Annotated in this window: 14 protein-coding genes and 1 tRNA gene; 10 read left to right on the top strand and 5 right to left on the bottom strand. The window is 33.1% G+C overall.

All coding sequences use genetic code 11. The features are described 5' to 3' along the window. Positions 1-13 precede the first annotated feature (13 nt). From RT99_RS10875 to RT99_RS10905, 7 genes are all read left to right on the top strand, one after another. Entirely contained in the window at positions 14-1,465 is a 1,452-nt protein-coding gene (locus RT99_RS10875; RefSeq protein ID WP_082036952.1) for a DUF1254 domain-containing protein, read from the top strand. Between the two features lie 33 nt (positions 1,466-1,498). Continuing rightward, complete coding sequence (locus tag RT99_RS10880) at positions 1,499-2,971, top strand: DUF1254 domain-containing protein (RefSeq protein WP_082036947.1); 1,473 nt, start codon at positions 1,499-1,501, stop codon at positions 2,969-2,971. Positions 2,972-2,985: 14 nt separating this feature from the next. Continuing rightward, positions 2,986-4,386, top strand: a complete 1,401-nt coding sequence (locus RT99_RS10885; RefSeq protein WP_042564780.1) for a DUF2252 domain-containing protein — start codon at positions 2,986-2,988, stop codon at positions 4,384-4,386. Between the two features lie 307 nt (positions 4,387-4,693). Then, positions 4,694-5,272 carry a DUF4136 domain-containing protein gene (locus tag RT99_RS10890; RefSeq protein ID WP_042564781.1) on the top strand — a complete coding sequence of 193 codons (579 nt, stop codon included), beginning with the start codon at positions 4,694-4,696 and terminating at the stop codon, positions 5,270-5,272. Between the two features lie 300 nt (positions 5,273-5,572). Further along, the gene (locus RT99_RS10895) at positions 5,573-6,583 is read left to right on the top strand and encodes an AraC family transcriptional regulator (RefSeq protein ID WP_242607192.1); all 1,011 of its coding nucleotides are present in this window, start codon (positions 5,573-5,575) and stop codon (positions 6,581-6,583) included. Between the two features lie 54 nt (positions 6,584-6,637). Further along, positions 6,638-7,615 (top strand): transporter, encoded by a 978-nt coding sequence (locus RT99_RS10900; RefSeq protein WP_042564783.1) that lies wholly within the window; start codon positions 6,638-6,640, stop codon positions 7,613-7,615. A 53-nt stretch (positions 7,616-7,668) separates the two neighbouring features. Then, positions 7,669-8,859 (top strand): BamA/TamA family outer membrane protein, encoded by a 1,191-nt coding sequence (locus tag RT99_RS10905; protein WP_052483644.1) that lies wholly within the window; start codon positions 7,669-7,671, stop codon positions 8,857-8,859. 65 nt (positions 8,860-8,924) lie between these two features. Here RT99_RS10905 and RT99_RS10910 read toward each other — a convergent pair whose 3' ends face one another. Together RT99_RS10910 and RT99_RS10915 are read right to left on the bottom strand one after the other, a co-directional pair. Further along, positions 8,925-9,794 (bottom strand): CPBP family intramembrane glutamic endopeptidase, encoded by an 870-nt coding sequence (locus RT99_RS10910; RefSeq protein WP_042564784.1) that lies wholly within the window; start codon positions 9,792-9,794, stop codon positions 8,925-8,927. 79 nt (positions 9,795-9,873) lie between these two features. Further along, complete coding sequence (locus tag RT99_RS10915; protein WP_042564785.1) at positions 9,874-10,671, bottom strand: helix-turn-helix transcriptional regulator; 798 nt, start codon at positions 10,669-10,671, stop codon at positions 9,874-9,876. 244 nt (positions 10,672-10,915) lie between these two features. On the opposite strand from RT99_RS10915, the gene RT99_RS10920 reads away from it, so the two are divergent. Together RT99_RS10920 and RT99_RS10925 are read left to right on the top strand one after the other, a co-directional pair. After that, a complete protein-coding gene (locus RT99_RS10920; protein WP_042564786.1) occupies positions 10,916-12,112 on the top strand; it encodes an aminopeptidase C in 1,197 nt (398 codons plus the stop codon). 136 nt (positions 12,113-12,248) lie between these two features. Then, positions 12,249-12,506, top strand: a complete 258-nt coding sequence (locus RT99_RS10925; RefSeq protein ID WP_042564787.1) for a hypothetical protein — start codon at positions 12,249-12,251, stop codon at positions 12,504-12,506. Between the two features lie 136 nt (positions 12,507-12,642). Here the strand turns inward: RT99_RS10925 and RT99_RS10930 are convergent, their stop codons facing one another. Together RT99_RS10930 and RT99_RS10935 are read right to left on the bottom strand one after the other, a co-directional pair. Next, positions 12,643-14,889: an AAA family ATPase gene (locus RT99_RS10930; protein ID WP_042564788.1), complete on the bottom strand. Its 2,247-nt coding sequence runs from the start codon at positions 14,887-14,889 to the stop codon at positions 12,643-12,645. A gap of 341 nt (positions 14,890-15,230) precedes the next feature. Beyond that, positions 15,231-15,620, bottom strand: coding sequence for a helix-turn-helix domain-containing protein (locus tag RT99_RS10935; protein ID WP_042564789.1), 390 nt, complete (start codon positions 15,618-15,620; stop codon positions 15,231-15,233). A 303-nt stretch (positions 15,621-15,923) separates the two neighbouring features. On the opposite strand from RT99_RS10935, the gene RT99_RS24680 reads away from it, so the two are divergent. Continuing rightward, positions 15,924-16,637 (top strand): hypothetical protein, encoded by a 714-nt coding sequence (locus RT99_RS24680; protein ID WP_052483645.1) that lies wholly within the window; start codon positions 15,924-15,926, stop codon positions 16,635-16,637. A gap of 153 nt (positions 16,638-16,790) precedes the next feature. On the opposite strand, the gene RT99_RS10945 is transcribed toward RT99_RS24680, so the two are convergent. After that, a tRNA-Asn gene (locus RT99_RS10945) sits at positions 16,791-16,864 on the bottom strand. Positions 16,865-16,927: the final 63 nt, after the last annotated feature.

Here is a 16,927-nt window from a genome sequence, read left to right on the forward strand (position 1 = left end):
AAAAATAACACAAATGAAAAAACAAATTTTATCACTTGTATTGGTAAGCTGTTTAGCTGCATGCACTCAATCTACCAAAAAAAACGAAACTGCTATTGTTGCTGATACTAGTCAGACAACAACATTTAAGCCTGTAGATTTTGAGGAACAATTAATTTATAATCGTGCCGTTGAAGCTGTTATATGGGGAATGCCTGCGGTTAATTCTGAATTGATGCACGAAAGTCTTTTAAAAGTAAAAGGAGACTATAATCAGATTATTTACTGGTCAGGATTGATTAATTCTAAAAATCAGACACTAACACCAAATCCCGATGTCATTTATATAAATCCGTTATATGATACAAGAGAAGGTCCAGTAGTTCTGGAAATTCCCGCTGTAGATGGTGTTTCGTCTTTAACAGGCAGCTTAGATGATGGCTGGCAAACCGCTATAGAAGATATTGGTCCCGCTGGTGTTGACAAAGGCAAAGGTGGTAAATACCTTATTCTTCCTCCTAATTATAAAGATGCAGTGCCTTTTGGATATATCCCAATGCCATCTTCAACTTATACAGGTTTTGCAATACTTAGATCCAATCTTACAGATGGTAGTTCAAATGATATTAAGAGAGCAATTGAGTATGGAAAAAAAGTAAAAATATATCCTCTTTCCCAAGCTGATAATCCTCCACCAACCACATTTGTAGATTTGATTGATGCTTCATTTGGAAATACTATTCCGTATAATTTACATTTTTTTGAAGTATTAAATCAGTTTATTCAACGAGAGCCTTGGTTACAAAGAGATTTAGTAATGATCGATCAGTTAAAGACAATTGGTATAGAAAAAGGAAAGACTTTTCAGGCTGATGCAAGAAGACAGGAAATTCTGAATGCAGCAATAAAAGACGCTCATAGCTGGATTGACAAGAGGTATGAAAAAATCTTTACACCTCCTTTTTATGAAGGTACAAATTGGGCACTTCCAGCATCGCAAGATGTGGTCAAAGCTATTATGTCAAATTATCTTGCTCCTAATATTTACCCTGTTGATGAAAGAGCAATAAGTTATTCTATGGCATATTTTAGTGCAAAAAAGCTAGGTACAGGTCAGTTTTATTTAATGACTGTAAAAGATAAAAACGATCAGTCATTTGATGGTTCAAAATTATACAAAGTGCATTTACCTGCTAAAGTTCCTGTAAAATTATATTGGTCCATAACGGCTTATGATCGTGAAACACATGCACTTATTTTAGATATGAAATATTCAAGCCGGGCATCTACCACCCCGGGATTAAAGAAAAATCCTGACGGTTCTGTTGATATTTATTTTGGAGCCAAAGCGCCTGAAGGAAAAGAATCCAATCGGGTTCCTACAGATCCTAAAAGAAAATTTGAATTATTAGCCCGTTTCTATGGGCCTGAAAAAGGATTTTTTGATAAAACATGGAAAATGGATGATGTTGAAGAAGTGAAATAAATTTAAAATCTCCGCATTTAATTATGTAGCATTATGAAAAACAAACATCTCTTAATTATCGTCTTTTCATCTCTTATTTTAAATTTTGGATGTAAAAAAGCAGAAACAGAAAATGTTGCTTCAACACAGGTTTCAACTTCTGGAACTGAAATAAAAATGGATGGAGAATTACCTTCAAAAGAATCTATTCCGAAATTATTTGACGAAATGGATTTTCAGCAGGCAACTCAATGTTATTTGTGGGGATTACCAATTGTGGCTTTCGCCGAATGGCAGCATATTCAATACAAAACCTTCAATGCAACAAGCAATGATCTTATTTTTTACAACACCTATAATGACCGTCTGGGGATTTTGACAGGAAATGCCACGACTCCTTATATCATTTCATTTATAGATCTTGCTGCCAATGGTCCAACTGTTATCGAAATGCCTGCGGGACATACCGCTGGAGGATTGGGAGATTTTTGGCAGCGTGAGCAGGCAGTTATTGGTGAGATGGGACCAGATAAAGGAAAGGGAGGGAAATATATTTTGGTACCGCCGACTATGAAAGACTTTAAACCAGCAGGATATTTTGTAGTTCCTTGTACGACGGTAAATATGTTTTTTGGTTTTAGAGCTTTAGATCCTGATCCAAAAGCAACTGAAACTTTGGTTAAGCAGGTAAAAATTTATCCTTATGATAAACGCGCCAATCCTTTGCCAACTAAAGTAGTTAGTCCGCCAGCAGGTAAAAAATGGTACGGAATTCAACCAACCGGAATTGCTTATTGGCAACGTCTTCATGCCATTTTACAAAATGAACCCGTAGAAGATCGCGACCGTTTTTTTATAGCCTGGCTTAGAAATCTGGGTATTGAAAAAGGAAAACCTTTTAATCCAGATGAGCGTCAAAAGAAAATTTTAATTGCTGCTGCTGAAAAAGGACAGCAAATGGCAATGGCAAATTCATTCGAAAAACGTTTTAAAGACGTGAAACACTGGCCGGACAAAAAATGGGATTACGTGATGATTATAAAAGATCCATCACAACATGCGGATAATTATGATGAATTTTTCGAAAGAACCTCCTATTTCTACGAAGCAGTTACGTATTCAAAAGCTATGATTACCAAAATTCCAAATGTGGGTCAGGCCTATTTAGGTTCTTATTTTGATAATACAGGAAACTGGCTTGATGGTGGAAAAAATTATACGTTGAATGTGCCGGCAAATCCTCCGGCTGTAAATTTCTGGTCGATTACGATTTATGATGTAGCGACACGCTGTCTGATTGATAATCCTCAAAAAAATGCCGATTTATCTTCCCGTAAGGATTTAATAAAAAATGCTGATGGTTCTGTCGATTTGTATTTCGGACCAAAAGCGCCAACCGGAAAAGATAAAAACTGGGTACAGACTTTACCAGGAAAACATTGGTTTACTTATATGCGTTTTTATGGACCAACTGCAGCTTATTTTGATAAAAGCTGGAAAATGGATGATATTAAGGAAGTAAAATAATAAAAACACCTTTTATGCCTGAAAAATTCGAAAATAAAATCGAGAATTTATTTGATCCCGTTGCTTCAAAAGCAGAACGGTACTCAAAAGGCACAGCAATAAGAAAAGTTATACCACGAAACGCACATCAGGAATGGAAAGCATCTGAAAACAGAAAAAATCCGGTTGACATTCTTATTGAAACAAGTGTAGGAAGAGTCGAAAGTTTGCTGCCAATACGATATAGCCGAATGATGGAATCGCCATTTTCATTTTTTCGGGGAGCAGCAGCAATTATGGCGTCAGATTTAGCGCAAACTCCCAATACAGGCATTCATTTACAACTTTGTGGAGATTGTCATTTAATGAATTTTGGAGGGTTTGCAACTCCAGAGCGAAAATTGGTCTTTGATATAAATGATTTTGATGAAACATTTCCCGGACCGTGGGAATGGGATATAAAAAGACTCGCCGCAAGTTTTGCAATTGCAGGAAGATGGAGAAAATTCTCGAATAAAAACTGCAAAGAATTTGCCTGGCATGTGGCCGATAGTTACAAAAGACATATGCTCGAATACAGTAAATTATCGGCACTTCAAATTTGGTATGCCGATATTGATCTGGCAGAACTTATTGAAAGAGGCGAAGATGAAGAAATAAAAGAATTTCAGCATAAGCGAATAAAAAAAGCGTCGGAGTATACAGCTCATGAAAAAGAATTTGCAAAAATGACTTATCAGGATGGATATCGAGCCAGAATAAAAGATGATCCACCTTTGATTTTTCATCCAACAGGAGAAGAAGGAAAAAGAATTATCCGTGAAGTAGAAACTGCGCACAAAAAATATATGGAGTCATTACCAGATGATAAGCAGGTTTTATTAAGCAGATATACGCTGCATGACGTTGCAATGAAGGTGGTAGGTGTAGGAAGTGTGGGAACAGTTTGTGGCATAAGTTTATTAATGTCGGCAACGGGCGAACCCATTTTTTTGCAGTTTAAAGAAGCCAGACAAAGCGTATTAGAGCCAAATCTTAAAATTGAAAATAAGTATAAGCATCAGGGCGAACGAATTGTTATGGGGCAAAAACTAATGCAATCTGCATCGGATATGCTTTTGGGATGGACGCAGGATGATCAGAACAAGTTTTTTTATATCCGCCAGCTTCGGGATGCCAAAGTAAAACCGGTTCTCGAAATTATGAAAGCCAGAAATATGGCAGATTATGCAAAAGCATGTGGCTGGGCATTAGCAAGAGCGCATGCACGAACAGGTGATCCTTCTGTATTGTCAGGCTACATAGGAAACAGCAATGAATTTGCCAGTGCAATAGCAAAATTTTATATTTCGTATGCAGATCAAAATGATGCCGATTATACCCAAATGCTGGAAGCAATTAAAGAGGGAAGATTACCAATTTCGACAGATATATAATCTAATAACGACAGAAATTTCTTAACAACAAGAAAACATTGAGTAATAAAAAAAAGAAGTATTTTTATTACATATTGAATTAATTTGTTTAAGTTTATACTTAGAAAAATTAATTGCTTATTTATTGTCAAACGAATTGGAAAAAAAATGTTTTATCTTTGATGTTCTGCAATTATTTGTTTTCTAGTTATTTACGCCACACTCACACCGTATAAACGCCCTTCCTCATTCTTTCACAGTTTTGAAGCATTTTTTTTAAAATAATTAGAAGTTAAACTCAATTAATCATTAATTTAAATACTATAAGATGAAAAAGAAAATCACATCTATAAGAATAATCCCAATGTTACTTTTGGGTCTAATTTACAGTTGCTCACCAACCGTAAACGTTACATCAGATTATGATCACGCTGCCAATTTTAGCGAATATAAAACCTTTGCCGTTTATGATTTAAAAGCACAGGAAGGACAGGTCAACCAATTAAATGTAGACCGTGTTACAAAAGCCATCCGTTCTGAAATGATCGCCAAAGGCTTTACAGAAAGTAGCACTCCTGACTTAAAAGTAAATGCAGTTTCTATTTTAAAAAACAAACAATCTGTTACGGCAAACTCTGATTTTTATGGTTATGGCGGAATGTACCGTCCATACGGATACTGGGGTGGCGGAGCCATGATGGGCGGCGGTACCACAACATTTAATACTTATGATTATGTAGACGGTTCTCTGGTAATTGATATAGTCTCTACAAAAACACAAAAATTAGTTTGGCAGGGAATAGGTAATGCACAAATTGATAATAAACCAGACAATCCCGAAGAATTTATAGCAAGTTCTGTCAAAAAAATATTGGCAGGTTTCCCTCCTGGCTTAGCTAAAAAATAAACCTTTTAAGATTTGTTAAATAGAGATTATACTTGCTTTAAGACAAGTATAGTCTTTAACAAATAGCCATATTGAAGCAATATTAACAATTGAAACTTAAGCATGGTTGATATAGTACTTTCACTTTTCTTTTTTATAGCGACACTGGTTGGTTTTGCTACCTCCTTTATGGTTTTGTTTTCACGAAAAAATTACTCAAAAAGTTTTTTCCTTGGACTGTTCTTGTTTAGCCTTGCTGTTGTCAGTGTTTATAATTTTTATTTATCAGCTACTATTTTTAAGCATTTTCCTGATCTTTTTATGATCACAAAATCCTTTATTTTTTTGGTGGCACCTTCTGCATTTCTTTATGTCAGAACGATTTTGTTTTCAGATAAAAAAATATTTAAAAAATACGATTGGCTGCATTTTTTACCCTTTCTGGTTTATTTTGGTTTAACCATTTTTGTATGGATTGGCAATTATATTGATCTTCATATAGTTGATTATATTTCTGTAAAAGTACAGAATCCCTTTTCTATGTTAAGTCTCACGGTTTGGTTATTGTATGCTTTTTGCCAGACAATGATGATTTTAAATTATGATTTGAAAAAATTTAAAGAAAATCATTTCCAGCGTGTAAAAATATTAAGTTGGATAAGAGTTTATAATTTGATGATTTTGTTTTTGTTTTCTACCCTTTTTGTACATTATTTTTTGATGAATCAGGTTAATAATCTTGACTTTTCCTGTTATATATTAATTTCTGCAGTACTTGTTTTTACAGTAGGATGGCTTTATTTCAAACCTCAGGTTTTTTACGATTTTAATAATGAAATAAGTGAAGAAACAAATAATCAGTTTAGTCTTGTTACAGATACTTCATCGGTCATAAAAATAAAAGAAATCAAAAATAATTTGCCGTTAGTAAAGGAATTAACCCCTGATAAAAAACAGGAATATCTCGAAAAACTGGATTATATTTTTTCTACAAAAAAACTTTTCCTGAAAAAAGATTTTGTTATTCGTGATCTGTCTGATGAAACAGGAATCTCAGTTCATCATCTTTCTAATTTAATAAATTCAGAATTTAATCTTCATTTTCAGGACTATGTCAATTTAAAAAGAATCGAATTTTTTAAAGACAAAATAAATGATCCCGAATGGAAAGATTTATCGCTTGAAGGTATGGCCTGGGGATCGGGATTTAAATCAAGAACTACCTGTTTTAGAGCTTTTATAAAACATACAGGTAAATCTCCTTCAGAATATTTTAAGATAATCAGAATTAATTCTGAAAAAAGTGCTTCTTTTTATTTAAAAGAATCTTAGATAAAGTCTGAATAATAAAGCAATACAGGTTTCATTAATTTTAAAATAAACAAGATGAAAACGAATTTTAATACCCGCAGACAATCGATAAAATTAATTCTTACACTTTTTCTTTTGTTGATTTATTTTACCGGAAATGCTCAGCTTAAAGGCGGACATATTCTTGGTGCAATGGGTTTACAATCCGGAACCCAGGCACCGGCTAAAACTTTAAGTGTGTATGTTCCGGGTTATCTTTATGATGCTTGCTCTTTGCGCAATGCCAATGGAGATAAATCAGTTGCAAATCCTGATATCACGATGTTTATAACAGGAGCCGGAGCATCATATATAAGCGACTTTAAAATCCTGGGCGCTAATTATGGCGCTAGTATTTTATTGGCTTTTGCATCAAACACCATTCAGGGAAATTCTCTGGATGCCAAAAACTCACTAGCCTTTACAGATATGTTTGTACAACCTGTACAATTGGGCTGGCATAACAAAAGAGCCGATTTTGTGTTTAGTTACCAAATATACCTTCCTACCGGAAAATTTACTGCAGGAGCTTCTGACAATGCGGGTCTGGGAATGTTTATGAATGAATTTTCAGCAGGAACAACTCTATTCTTCAATGATAAAAAGACCTTTCATTTTTCGGCATTGGCGGCGTATGAAATAAACGGTAAAAAGAAAGATACAGATATAAAAACCGGAGATATTTTAAGTATTGAAGGAGGTTTAGGAAAAACTTTTTATTTGATGAATGCAGAAAAAACAGCACCAAAAGGAATATTAAATGCTGGGGCAATTTATTATTTACAAGGAAAAATATCACCCGACAAAATACCGGTTGGTAATTCTGTACTTGAACCTGCAAAAGACAGAATTGCAGGCATAGGAGCCGAAGTAAACTATTTTCATATAGGTTCTAAAACTTCAGCAGGATTACGCTGGGTTTCTGAATTTGAAGCTGTAAACCGTTTTCAGGGAAACACCTTTTTCCTTACACTCGCACATGTTTTTAGCCTGGCAAAAGTAGTAGAAGAATAACGATTAGAGTTGCTGTTTTTTATTGAAATAAGATAAATCTTAAATGACTTGAAATGAGAAATACACCTTCAGATTTTATCATTAAAAAAGAAAAAATTATTCAGAGAATGGTTTTCATGTTAATGATATGCTTTTTCTCATTTCAAACTATAAGAGGACAAAAGCATCATATTAGCGTAAAAGATTCTCTCGACGGCGCATTCGATTTAAGCGATTACATTATTTATGCACACGGTTTTATTGTGGTTCCAACAATTATAACAGAACCGGCTCTGGGCGGAATTGGAGGTGCAATTGTTCCTGTTTTTCTAAAAAAACACGCACCTGTTGTTGATGAAAACGGCAAAAAACGATTTATAAATCCCGATATTACAGGAGGAATCGGAATGTATACCGAAAACAAAAGCTGGATGGTGGGCGCCTTTCGTTCCGGTACTTTAATAAAACCGAGAATTTTATACCGGGTAATGGCAGGTTATGGCGACATGAATCTCTCTTTTTATGAAAATTTACCCAATGGAAACGACAAGGAATTTAAGCTCAATTTTAAGTCTACTATATTCTACACACAATGGCTGAAACAATTTAGAAATGCAAAATGGAGCGCCGGTCCACAATATTTATTGCTAAATTCTAATATAACATTGCCGGATTTAAATCTGGATCTTCCACCCTCTTTTGTCAAACCAAAAGACATTAATAGTTTGGTAAGTCAGTTTGGTGGAGCTATTCAGTTTGATGGACGGGACAATATTTTTACCCCCGATAAAGGAATTCGCATACAATCAGATTTCTTTTGGTCTGATGATGTCATTGGAAGTGATTATGATGCGTGGCGCGTTAATCTTTCTGCAATTGGATATTATCCTGTAACCAAAAAATTAATTGGCGGACTCCGAATTGAAGGGGAACAAGCCTTTGGGAAACCACCTTTTTATCTCTTACCGGGAATTAATTTAAGAGGAATTCCCGCCGCAAGATATCAGGGAAAAACAAGTGTCGTAACCGAACTCGAATTGAGATGGGACGTATACCGAAGATGGAGCCTTATGGGATACGGTGGTCTGGCAAGTGCTTTTGACAATTGGGATCAGGCTTTTGCAAAACCCGTCGTATACAGTTACGGAACAGGTTTCAGGTATTTACTGGCGCGAAAATTTAAACTCAGAATGGGTGTTGACGTCGCAAAAGGCCCGGAAGACTGGGCATATTATATAGTATTCGGTAGCAACTGGATGCGTTAAAGTCGCATAGCAAACCCGATAGTCTGATGCCTCGGACTGTCGGGTTTGCTATTTAGATTCAATTTTTATTTTTGCCAATAAGGTTTCACAATCTTGTTTTCTTTATAACATAAAAAAAGTAATATCACCGAAGCTATAGAACAAAAAATGATCGCCTGAAAACTTCCTTCGGGACCAAATTCTCCTCCGGTAATCCATACAGAACCTTCGATTTTAGTAATTAATAAACTTTCTGATTTTTCGTTTCCCGATGTTATTGCGCCAAAAATGCCCGATTGCATAAAATTCCACGCAAAATGAATCGCTATCGGAAACCATAAATTTCTGCTGTACATAAAAGCGGCACCCAATAATATGCCGGCTTCAATTGAAACACACAAAGCAGAAACTAATGTTGCGCCTGGATTTGATAAATGAAGTGCTCCGAAAATTACAGCCGAAATAGCCAAAGCAATATAACTTCCCAGTTTTTCTTCCAGAACTCTGAAAAGAATACCGCGAATTAAAATTTCTTCAAGAATGGCAGCCGTAAAAGCAACTGTAAGCGGAATAATAATAAAGGATACAGGATTTACAGCCACAATATTAAAACTTCCGGTGGCGTAAATAACCAAAATAGTCAGCGATTGTAAAACAACGCCAATCAAAATTCCGATGATTAAGTTTTTGGCAAGACCGTTTGTGGCTAATTCAGTTACTTTTCTTTTTTCGTAGTATTTAAAGAAAAGAATATATCCCGTTAAAGCAAGAACCGAAACCAAAATTCCTTTAATAAGATTTCTGTAGTTTCTGTCAAGAGAAGTTAATCCTAATAATTTGCCAATAATTTGCTGGCCGATAATAACCAAAGCCATCGTGACAATTAGTGCAAGAATAATTTTGACTAACGGAAAATTAAATATTTTTTGTTTTCTAGAAAGAGTTTGAGTTTCCATTTTGGATGTATTTAATGATTTATGATGAAGCAAATGTAGGCCGCATCAAAACCAAAAAATAGAATGAAATTTGCCTCTCTTATAATTTTTGAAATTGTTTGGGTAAAAAACCGGTTTGGCTTTTAAATGTTCTGATAAAATGACTTTGATCTGAAAATCCGCATTGAAAAGCAATTTCCGTTAAATTACCCGGATTGGATTGTATCAGCGAAAGCGAACGGTTTATTTTGATCCGGCGCATGTATTCGCCCAAAGTACAGCCAAAATATTTCGGAAAATGTTTTGATATCGTAATTGGATTTAAGTTTAAAATCTGTGCCAAATCGTGCAAATTTGGAGTTTCATTCCAACAATCATTTAGTAATTCATGTAAATTCTTTACCCAAAACGGACTTTTTTCAAACCGTTCCAAATGAGCATTAGAATTCGATAATTGTGCAAATAACATGTTGATCGTGTCGCCGGAAAAAGCATCGGAAACCAGACTTTCCTTAAAAATCTTCAGGATTATAAATTTGGTAAGTGTTGCATTTTGAACCGATCTTTCGATTGTCGATTCACTTATCTGGAGTTCTTTCAACAGCTTTTCTTCTATTTCGATGTTGATGTTTTGCGACGGAAAAAGGGTGTCCTGATTTAGATGCAATTCATCGCTGTGATAAAATAACAAGGAACCCGGACCTACTGTTTCGCTAAAGTTTTTACGTTTTTCGGTAGTTCCGCCTTTCAGGAAAAGTGTAATATGTGCATTGTTGTGCGAATGCCAGCCCTCATAAACCTTGTTTTGATACTCCGTTTCAACAACTGCAATTCCCTGCGTATTGTCGAAGATTTTTTTGGTATTGCCTAAGTATTTCTCTTTTTGGAGTTCGTACATTTTGGGTGGATGTGGCTTTTTTACAACGGGCAAAATACCACTAATTTAAAAAATAAAGAATAAGATTTAGTATTGATTTTAAAGGACATGATATTATTGCAGAATTTGTAAGTTTATATAGCTTAACAAAAAGATTATGAAAAAATTAACGGTTATACAACACACAAATAATGTATTATTTAATTGATTTGTAACAAAAATAAAATGTAGTAGACTAATTAGTCAACTATTTAAATCATTGATTATGTATAAAATTACGTTGAAATCAGTTTTTGTTGCGTCGGCATTTTTTGTTGGTGTCAGCAGTTCTTTTGCACAAGACGTTTTGGTTAACTCACTAAAGTTAAATGCAAGTGATAAAAGTAAAGAGAACTTTAAATTCACAGAACAAATTAATTTAGGAACAACTTCCGTAAAAACACAAGGTTCATCAGGAACATGCTGGAGTTACGCTACAAACTCTTTTTTAGAGTCAGAAATGATTCGTTTAGGGAAACAGCCTGTAGAATTGTCTCAAATTTACTCTGCCAGAAACGTTTATGTTGAAAAAGGAATTAATTATGTTCGCATGCATGGCGCGGTTACTTTGGGTGACGGAGGTGCTTTGCACGATGTAACCAATATGTATAAAAAATACGGAGCCGTACCAAGAGAAGTCTACACAGGTTTAAACTACGGAACCGATAAAAATAAATTTGGCGAAATGGCCGCGCTTATCGAAGGTGTTTTGACTGCTGTAGTTAAAAACCCAAATGGTGAGTTAACGCCAAACTGGCAAAAAGCATACACTGCCGTTATCGATTCTTATTTAGGAAAAGTGCCGGATAATTTTACCTACAAAGGAAAAAATTATACGCCACAATCGTTTGCTAAAGAAGTGGTAGGAATTAATCCTGATGATTATGTTGAAATGTCATCTTTTACAACTGCGCCATATTACCAAAAAACAACGATGATGGTACCGGACAACTGGTCGTTTGATCAGGTTTACAACGTAAAAGTAAACGACATGACCGATGTTATCGACAATGCGTTGAAAAAAGGATATACGGTAGCGTGGGCAACAGACGTAAGCGAGAAAAGCTTTAGCTGGAAAAATGGTGTGGCATACGTACCAACAAAAAAATTCGACGACATGACGGCTGAAGAAAAAGCAGACATGTTTAACGGACCAAAACCAGAACCGGAAATTACTCCGGAAATGCGTCAGGCTGCGTTTGACAACTACACTACTACAGACGACCACGGAATGCACATTATTGGTCTTGCAAAAGATCAAACAGGAAGAGAATATTACATCGTAAAAAATTCTTGGGGAGAAACAAACGACTACAAAGGTTTCTTGTTTGTAACTAAGAATTTTGTGAAATATAAAACTACTGCTTTAATGGTAAATAAAGGAGGAATTCCTAGTGAGATTGCTAAGAAGTTGGGGGTTTAATTTAATTTTAGATTCAAAATATAAAAAAGCACTGTAATTTTTGGATTATGGTGCTTTTCTTTTTCACAAAAATACTTGTTAAAAACAGATAGTTTTCGTACCTTTGTAAGGTTATCTAAGAGGATTAAAAAAATTCTTGGCTGTAAATAGAATGGTGTTCTTTATTTTTCTGGCGAATTTAATTATATGTTTTGGGTCTTTAAAAGACTGTTTAGAACATGCCGATAAAAAGGTAGATTACTGTAAGGTAAATGTTATCATAATTAGTAATGATATAAATAATTTAAAAATAAGTAAGTCAGATATGGAAAAAATAGTAAAAAAACAGGTTGAACTTGAAAAAGTGCAAAGTCCAGAAAAAAAAGAAGTAAAGAACCCATCGCATGTCCATTAATTTTTATCAACATATAAAAAGAGGCCGTCTAATATTAGGCGGCCTCTTTTTTTTAACTTGAACTTTTTAGATTTAAAAACACTTCTTGTATTTTTTTCTCTTTTTGTAAAACTTTGTAAAATCAATATATGGTGTATTAACTAGTTATGATTTTTATTTGTCCTGCAAAATCTTTAAGGACATAATCAGAGACAACCTTACAAGCTCCTTTAATCATTTGATCTGTATATGGCTTTTGAAGTCTTAATACGCCATGAGATCCATCGTGCATTAACGAATATAAAAATTCATTATCTGCAAAATTATCAATTCTCTCACAAAAGGCATTTAACTCAATATCAGGAGCAATAAATCTATTTATTGTTTCTAATATGTGTCTTAATGAGTTTGGAGTTGTGTGTGATGGATTTTTAGTTCCTTGTGAAATTTCATAAACATCTCTAAGATGTTCTTCATAAGGCATTATTAATTCATTCCCAAGAGTTTCAAGTTTGTTATTTGCAAGAATAAATTTCTGATCTATAATTTTATTTCTAATTATAATAGACATAAATTCTAAATTATGTGTAAGAATGATTAATCTTAGTCTTTGAATGTTGAATCGTTTGTTTAGGGTTCTTATAATTTGTGATGTTGCATAAACAAAGTGAAAATCTTGACTAGATATTGGATCATCAATGATAAAAAATAATTTATTATAATCTTCTTCTTTATTGATGCACTTATGTGTTTCAGCAATAAAATAGCAAAATGCAACGATGCTCTTTTCACCGTTGCTTAAAACATCACTTGCATTAGACTCTAATAAATGGTTTTTGAATTTTAAACAAAAGGTTTTATCATCAAAAGAGTATTTCGAACCAAAAAATTTTGTTAGTAATTCAGTGAATGTTTCTACAACCTTTTGTTTTTTTGAAACTTTTTCATTTTGTTCTTTTTTTAGAATATCATCACTTAACAATTTAATTTTTGAGTTGTAATTGTTTATTTCTGTTATTGTTTCTAATTCTGCTTTTTTTAATTCAATTAATCTCGCTTTGCATAATCGTTTATTCAGATCAAGTTTTTCAGAACTAATATTGTTTTTTTTATCATTGAAACTTTTTATTATTAATGAGTTTTCTTGAATTTTTTCATTTTGATCTTGAATCCATAGAAGAATGTTTTTTATTGCGATTTTAATATTTTCGTTTAAAAGAGAGATTGAAATATCGTCTTTCTTTTTTTTGAGTGCGGTATTAATTGTTTTATAATCAGAATCTAATTCTGTTAAGTCTTTGATTTCTTTGAGGTTGATGTTAGCTAATGAAGGAATATATTTTTGATTTTTTAAATATTCAATTTCAAGATTCTTAAATGTTTTTAGAGTTTCAATGTTTTCTTTTTTTTCTAGATCTAATTGTGATAATAAATCATTAGCTTTTTTTATTTGAGTTGCTTCTGTTTCGGAAAGGTATTCCAAATATTGATCAATTAATTTTAAAGCATTTTCCTCAAGATTTTGCTCACAAAAAGGACATTCATTAGTATTATTTTCTTTAAATAAATTGATGCCTGTTTCGATAAACGCCTGCTTGTTTTTTATTTTGGTTTTGAAACCGTCAGCTATACTGCTTTTAGTAAATTTCTCATCCAAGAAAGCAATTATTTGGTCAGGAGTAGTAGTTTTCTTTAAATAACTAACATTCCTTAAATCTTGTAAATTGTCAGGAAGTGCTTTTAGCTGATTGTGTTTAGTAATTAAATCACCGAATTTTTCAGATTCAACAATATTTAATGCTGAATTGAATAAATTATTATAATTGATATTTTGATATTCTCCAGTATTTTTTCTGATGGATAAACTATCTAAATCTTCTATCGCTTTTGCAATTTTTGATTTTAATTCTCTTTCTTTTAATCCTAGTTCAATTTTAGTTTTTTCAAGTTCTTCCTTTTCTTTAGATAAATCGATTTTTTCTTTGCCAAGTATATAACCATCTATTTCTCCATTTGGTTTGTACTTTAAACCTTCTAGGTTTTCTTTGATATAATCGTCATTAAATACGCGAAAGAGATATCCAGTTGTATTTTTTGAAATGATTGGAATTTTATCCTTATTTATTGAAAACTCTAGTTCTCTAAAAATACCAGGTTCTGCTGTATTTGATATTTTAAATTTAAATGAACCATTATTCTTACCAATTGTTAGTAGTTTATTTGAATCATTACTATCTAATTCTTCTTTGCTAGACAATCTGAAAGCTCTGCTTAGAAAAGTTTTACCAGTCCCATTATTTGCATAAATTCCCATTTCTAATGAGCTGATTTGAACTTTAGTACTTAAAGCTTCATGTGGGCCTAAATTTACAGTAGACAACTCAAATGTGATGTTTTTAGCCATAATGATGTAGTTTAATAATTTAATATATATATATAAGTCATTTATTTTAGAATTTCTTATTTTAAAAGATGTTGGTAAATAAACTCTTTTTAGGTGACATCACATACGCGTATAAACACCTAATTTTATAATTAAGAAACGAAAACAAATTTTGAAAAACAAAGGTATATGTTTGATTTTTAGTTGTTTTATGGTTTTCCATAAACAACTAAAATAAATTTAAAATGTAGTGTAATAAAAAGAAGATATAAAGAAATTTAAATTATTTTTAATGATATAAATAAGAAAAGAGACCTCGTAAGGTCTCTTTTCTTATTATAATAATAGTTTTCAAAGAAAATCTATTTCCCTTTCAACAACTTCTCCAAATATTCAACTTTTTCTTTCTCAGCCAAAACCAAACGCTCATAAAGTTCAACAACTTTATCAAGCGGGTTGAAAGTACAACCATAATTAAATGAAGAAGCATTATCGTGATTATTAATTGTATTTCCAATAATATTTAAAACCGCTTCTTCAGAGAAATTTTTAATTCCTTCAACAGACACGCCTAAAACTTCAGCAATTGCTTTCAGTTTTTCTTCGTCGATTGTTTCGCTGTTTTCAATAGCCGAAATAGCCTGTTGGTTTGTTCCTAAAGCTTGCGCTAATGCTTCTTGTTTCATATCTCGAAGTTCACGAATACGGCTAATTTTTCGCCCTATATGATTTGGTTTTGTTAGTGTGCTCATAATTCAAAGATATTTAAAATTCTTGAGAAATTAGGGTTGTAGTACATTACACGTTTTTTGCTGTAAGATACATTTAGTGTTTTTATAAATCCTATTGCTTAATTACAGTACGTGAAACAAAAATACAATTTTTCGTACAGCTGGCAATTGTATCTATTATAAAACAATTGCAAACCTTTAAGTGAGAGAAAATTACACTTAAACGGTTTTTCAGGTGATTTACGGTAAATCTAAATCATAAGTAATTCAAAATCAGTATATTTATATAACTTTTTTACTGGTAATAATCTTATTCAATCTATTATGAAAGCTTATGTACGATATTTTATAGCAACTATGTCTGTTCTTTCTTTTCATATTTACGGACAAACAACGAATGATATTGCAATGACTTCCACGAGCAGAAACGCAGCTTCAAAATCTGAAACGGCACCTAAAGATGATCTCGTTATTGTGGGGTATTATGTAGAAGAAGTTATTAATATGACTTTCGGAAAAAGAATTACAAAATACGAAGTTTCAAAATTAGATATGGTCTACACAAACGATCTGGGACCAAATAATACCAGGACAGTAACTCCGATATACAGAAAAACCAAAGCAAAAAAAGTCAATACCGCATTAGCATTACAGTCAAAAAGTATTGTTGATACCAGCGCTATAAAAATCGAACCGATCAAAGTAGAAGTAATTGCTCCTACTGAGGCACCAAAGTATATAAGTATAGATATAATTGACACCTATGCAAAAGTTTTAGACAAAGGGTATAAATCTATAATGATGCTTACAAAAGTTGCGGACAAGGCTTATTTTAGTGGTGATTTGGTTATGGCGGCTAAATACTATGAAGAACTGTTTAATATGACTTCTGATTTAGAGTCAATTTACTATTATAGATATGCGCAGGCATTAAAAGCAATTAACCAAAAAGATAAGGCTGATGAAATGATGCGTATGTTTGAAAGTGAAAACATCAGTAATAATGGATTGAAAGGCACTAAACTGGTTAAAAACTAAGCTTAAATATAAAACAAAAAAAAGACTATCGATTGATAGTCTTTTTTTTAAGCTCCCTCTTGTCCTGATAGCTATCGGGGCTCTGATTAACAAGATTCTTCGAGTAAATATCAAAAAAAATACCACTTACATATGTAAGTGGTATTTAATAAGCTCCCCCTCTTGGGCTCGAACCAAGGACCCTCTGATTAACAGTCAGATGCTCTAACCAACTGAGCTAAGGAGGAAGTTGTTGCTCTTTTTAGCGAGTGCAAATATAGTCGAATTTTTAATTTCCCAAAAATATTTTC

Origin of the sequence: Flavobacterium sp. MEB061 (genome assembly GCF_000834715.1) — a bacterium.
Lineage (GTDB): Bacteria > Bacteroidota > Bacteroidia > Flavobacteriales > Flavobacteriaceae > Flavobacterium > Flavobacterium pectinovorum.

Excerpts from the sequence above, each read along its gene's own strand:
- RT99_RS10875 (WP_082036952.1), top strand. The coding sequence starts at position 14 with ATGAAAAAACAAATTTTATCACTTGTATTGGTAAGCTGTTTAGCTGCA.
- RT99_RS10880 (WP_082036947.1), top strand. The coding sequence starts at position 1,499 with ATGAAAAACAAACATCTCTTAATTATCGTCTTTTCATCTCTTATTTTA.
- RT99_RS10885 (WP_042564780.1), top strand. The coding sequence starts at position 2,986 with ATGCCTGAAAAATTCGAAAATAAAATCGAGAATTTATTTGATCCCGTT.
- RT99_RS10890 (WP_042564781.1), top strand. The coding sequence starts at position 4,694 with ATGAAAAAGAAAATCACATCTATAAGAATAATCCCAATGTTACTTTTG.
- RT99_RS10895 (WP_242607192.1), top strand. The coding sequence starts at position 5,573 with ATGATCACAAAATCCTTTATTTTTTTGGTGGCACCTTCTGCATTTCTT.
- RT99_RS10900 (WP_042564783.1), top strand. The coding sequence starts at position 6,638 with ATGAAAACGAATTTTAATACCCGCAGACAATCGATAAAATTAATTCTT.
- RT99_RS10905 (WP_052483644.1), top strand. The coding sequence starts at position 7,669 with ATGAGAAATACACCTTCAGATTTTATCATTAAAAAAGAAAAAATTATT.
- RT99_RS10910 (WP_042564784.1), bottom strand. The coding sequence starts at position 9,794 with ATGGAAACTCAAACTCTTTCTAGAAAACAAAAAATATTTAATTTTCCG.
- RT99_RS10915 (WP_042564785.1), bottom strand. The coding sequence starts at position 10,671 with ATGTACGAACTCCAAAAAGAGAAATACTTAGGCAATACCAAAAAAATC.
- RT99_RS10920 (WP_042564786.1), top strand. The coding sequence starts at position 10,916 with ATGTATAAAATTACGTTGAAATCAGTTTTTGTTGCGTCGGCATTTTTT.
- RT99_RS10930 (WP_042564788.1), bottom strand. The coding sequence starts at position 14,889 with ATGGCTAAAAACATCACATTTGAGTTGTCTACTGTAAATTTAGGCCCA.
- RT99_RS10935 (WP_042564789.1), bottom strand. The coding sequence starts at position 15,620 with ATGAGCACACTAACAAAACCAAATCATATAGGGCGAAAAATTAGCCGT.
- RT99_RS24680 (WP_052483645.1), top strand. The coding sequence starts at position 15,924 with ATGAAAGCTTATGTACGATATTTTATAGCAACTATGTCTGTTCTTTCT.